The 3,254-nt window shown below is 54.8% G+C and carries 2 protein-coding genes and 1 pseudogene; 2 read left to right on the top strand and 1 reads right to left on the bottom strand.

Annotated elements, in window-relative coordinates; all coding sequences use genetic code 11:
* Window positions 1–1,534, top strand: a pseudogene (locus AC1DU8_RS22740) (hypothetical protein); the annotation flags it as partial.
* 381 nt (window positions 1,535–1,915) lie between these two features.
* Here AC1DU8_RS22740 and AC1DU8_RS22735 read toward each other — a convergent pair.
* Window positions 1,916–2,470: an RNA 2'-phosphotransferase gene (locus AC1DU8_RS22735; protein ID WP_457282616.1), complete on the bottom strand. Its 555-nt coding sequence runs from the start codon at window positions 2,468–2,470 to the stop codon at window positions 1,916–1,918.
* A gap of 106 nt (window positions 2,471–2,576) precedes the next feature.
* Between AC1DU8_RS22735 and AC1DU8_RS22730 the strand changes: the two genes are divergently transcribed.
* The coding region (locus AC1DU8_RS22730; protein ID WP_477727283.1) for a hemagglutinin repeat-containing protein at window positions 2,577–3,254 on the top strand (678 nt) is incomplete at its 3' end.

Genomic DNA, 3,254 nt, shown 5'->3' with positions numbered 1-3,254 from the left:
GGCGGGTAACACTGCCTTGCTGGGCAGCGTCATTGCCAGCGACACCCAGGCCGTCAATGCCCAGAAGAACAGCTTCAAGACCGGCGGCACCCTAAGCATCAGCGACATCCAGAACACCGCCAGCTACAAGGGCGAGTCAATCGGCATCAGCTTTGGCGGCGGCGCCACTGCCAAGACTGCCGGCATCAACGGCCTGGGCATAGGCATCGGCTCAGACAAGGGCGATGCCAGCAGTACCAGCAGCGCAGGCATAAGCGGCATTGCTGGCAACACCGCCGTCAGAAGCACTGATGCGGAGACCGGCCTTAAACCCATCTTTGATGCGGCCAAAGTGCAGGCCGAGATCAATGCGCAGGTGCAGATCACGCAGGCGTTTACAAGGGAAGCACCGAAGGCGGTTGCGAGCTTTGCGGCCAACCAGGCGGCAGCACTGCGGATTCAGAAGAACGAGGACGAAGCCAAAAAGTGGGATGAGGGCGGCATTTACCGGATCGCGCTTCACACAGCGGTGGGGGCTCTGGGCGGCGGCTTTGATGGTGCAGTAGGAGCAGCAGCCAGTGCGAGTTCCGCAAACCTGATGAACGCCTTGCAAGACGGCATTCAGCAGGGCCTGGTGGCTGCAGGCCTGAGCGATGGCGCCGCCAAGGCGCTGGCGCAAACCGTAGCGACGCTGACTGCAGCGGGTGTGGGTGCTGCTGTGGGTGGTGCGCAAGGGGCGGTTACTGCTGCGACGGTGGATGCCAATAATCGGCAGTTGCATTTAGTTAGCAAAGACCAAGTCAGGGCACTGGCGAAGGAGGAAGCTGCAAAATTAGGAACCACAGAAGAAAAGCTTTATCAGGCTAGCCTAATGGTGCTAGGTGACTATTTCGATGCTAACGGAGACATCCGCCCGGAATTTAACAACGTAACCGCTGACGAGTACATGCAAGCGCAGCGAATGTTGCTCGCGCAACCGGCGAAATCACTCATGGCGCAAGAAATGGCCGAAGCATTGCGTGTTGTTCTGCCTCAGTTTGCTTCGCCTGATGAGGGAACCGTTAACGTTGGCCGTGTTATCGCCGGATTGTCAAAAGCTGTGGATTTGATGAAGGTGGGCGCTGGGAGGTTCGCGGTTGATAGGCCAAAGTTGGGCTCGGTAACAGACGCAAATTTTGCTCAAACTTCCATTCGTAGTGATGAGAAATTCAGTGTGGATGGCCGTGAGAAATACAGCCTTCTAGGTGCAGGGCCGATTAACACGGTAGATGATTTGGCTTCGGCGCTTAGTAAAGGCTTGATCCGACCAAGCCAAGTTCCTGTGGATTACGTGACAACCTCAGATGGAACTAAGTTGATTTTGAATACTCGAACCTCCGTTGCATTGGATCGTGCTGGAATTTCACAATCGCAATGGTATGGTTCGAATAAAACTGGGATGCAGGTACCGGGAGAGCAAGCAGGTATTACCTTTGACAAGTTGGCGGCACAACAGCTTGCCAACAACCAGTTACCGAGTACAGGAACACCCAATATGCCGGGGAGCAAAAAATGAAAGCAGGACACCCAGTTGAAGTCCACAACCCTTATGAGTGGTTGCCGGGGCATGGAGAAAGTGACATTGCGCTGTCTGCCAAGGATGGAGACTTGGCCGTTACGATTTCATATGACAGCCCAAGCGGCGTTGCTCAGAAGGAGCTTTTGTTCAAGAGTGTTTGTGCGTTTTACAGAGCCTCATCGCCTGGGGTAAATCTCCTAAACATTGAACATCACGGCGCGAGTGACGTGCCCATAGGGTCGTTGGTTGAATACGTTGAATCAGAGGCCGCAGTAGCCTGGGCAGAGCACTTTCAAGGACGGCGAACAGTTAAACACTACTCGATTCGGTTTCAAAGCGAAAATTCCCGACTGGAGATATTTGCAGGAGATTTTTTCATTAGATAGTTGGTGGTGGAATGGGGCAAAGAAACTCTGCGGGAACGTGCCGAATTAACCAAACATCATTGTCTGCTTGATAAAATATATGCCCCTGCGCATGCATCTCACTCGCTGCGATTCTCAATATGACAATATCACCGTGCCGCATACCCACTGACGCAGCAGTTTTGTTGTCGTGTGACAGATGTACAAAATGACGGTCTCCGGGGACTAAGCCTGCTTTGAGAATCGATTCCAAGAAACGTGTCGCAGTTCCATGGAACAACGTCGACGGCGGCGCTTTTTCTGTATGGGTAATTGTTACTGTTTTGGTTGAGTGGCCTTGTGCCGCGCGAATTTTCAGACCGTCATCAGAAATAGTGAATCGCTTCTTGTCACTTTCGCGAACTATATTTCGCAGAGTCATTGAGTCGAGAGGTTGGCCGGCCTGGTTGGAGCAGACCAGTAGCTTCTCTATTTCCGCCCAGCCTTCACTGTCTAGCACTAATCCAATGTCTTCAGGCTTATGCCGTAGGACATAACTTAGAAATTTACTGATAGCTGCGGAAGACATGTAACTACTCTTGCTGTTTATTGAACTAGTTTTAATCTTAGCTCGAAGGTAGTCGATTTATCAGTGATGCGGCAGGTGGAAGTAAACGCAATTTCTTCTCTGGTGCTTGAAGATTGCCGACCCTGGCAAAGGCAGGACTGTCGGTGAGGACAACATCACGGCCGGCAACAACATCACCATTGCCGCCACCGGCGGCGGGCAAGCCAGCAACCTGACCATACAGGGCAGCACCGTCGAAGCCGGCAAGGCCGTGCAACTCATCGCCGAAAACGAAGCCCGGCTTCTGGCCGCGCAAAACCTGGCCAGCGAACGCAGCACCAACAGCAGCAGCTCGGGCAGCGTCGGCGTGAGCTTTGGCACCGACGGCTTCCTCGTCAATGTCAGCGCCAGCAAAGGCAAGGGCCGCACCAACGGCGACGACACCAGCTACACCAACAGCCAGATCAAGGCCGGTGAAAAAGTCAGCCTGACCACAGGCGGCGACGCCACCCTGCAGGGCGCCGTGATCCGGGCCGAGCAGGTCAAGGCCGACATCGGCGGCAACCTCAACATCGCCTCATTGCAGGACAGCAGCACCTACACCAGCAGCCAGCAAAGCCTGGGCGGCTCACTGAGCGTGGGCGTCGGCAAGATCAGCGGCAGCCTCAGCGCTTCCAGCAGCAACATCAACTCCAACTTCCAGAGCGTTGCCGAACAAAGCGGCATCAAGGCCGGCAGCGGAGGCTTCCAGGTCAGCGTGGCGGGTAACACTGCCTTGCTGGGCAGCGTCATTGCCAGCGACACC

Source organism: Polaromonas sp. P3_A5 (assembly GCF_056403055.1).
The sequence above is the reverse complement of the archived record's forward strand: the minus strand, read 5'-3'. Positions and strand labels throughout refer to the sequence as shown.